Raw genomic sequence first — 648 nt, 5'->3', positions numbered from 1 at the left:
CTGGCGTCCAGGACGCGCCCTTGATGTCAAACAAAGGCATGCTGTAGGACACGTAGGCGGTTTGCACCTTCAGGTCACCAACAGCTTGTTCGGTCTTGGCCGCAATCAGGCCCACGACCAGGCCGCCAGTGGCCATGGTCACACCGAAGGCGTTCTGGTTGTTGCGGGTCGCCGCATCCGTTTTGCCGCTGGCAATATTGCCCGTCAGCTTGAAGCCGCCAAAGTCGTAGCCCACGGTGGCGCCCACGCCACGCACATCATTGGCCGAAGCACCACCCACGGGCGCGTACTTGCCGGCTTCAAAACCCAGCCGCGCCGTCAAAGGACCGGCCAGGTAAGACAGCACCGGACGCACACCCTTGGCGGTGGTCTTGTTCTCCACCACACCGAGCTCCAGGCTCAGGCCGGCGCTCAGGTTCAGGGTACCTGCCGCGTGAAACTGCGAGCCATCCTTGCGACCGCGCAAGGTGTTGGTGCCGTAGACATTGCCGGCGTGATTGACCAGGGTGTCTTGCGCCAGGGGGAACAGGTCAGCCGCTTCAAAACGGCCGAGCTTGACGTCACCGCCGGTCGAGCCCACTTGAATCCACATATCGTCAGCCGCGACCGTGCCGTCTTTCTTGGCCAGGAAAGCGGCCTTGCCAGCCA

1 protein-coding gene is annotated in these 648 nt (G+C 63.0%); it reads right to left on the bottom strand.

What is annotated here, in order from left to right; genetic code table 11:
- On the bottom strand, nt 1-648 hold a 648-nt coding region (locus C5P05_RS00820; protein ID WP_198674576.1), incomplete at both ends, for a carbohydrate porin.

The sequence above is a fragment of the Rhodoferax ferrireducens genome, assembly GCF_003347515.1.
GTDB lineage: Bacteria > Pseudomonadota > Gammaproteobacteria > Burkholderiales > Burkholderiaceae_C > Rhodoferax.
The sequence above is the reverse complement of the archived record's forward strand: the minus strand, read 5'-3'. Positions and strand labels throughout refer to the sequence as shown.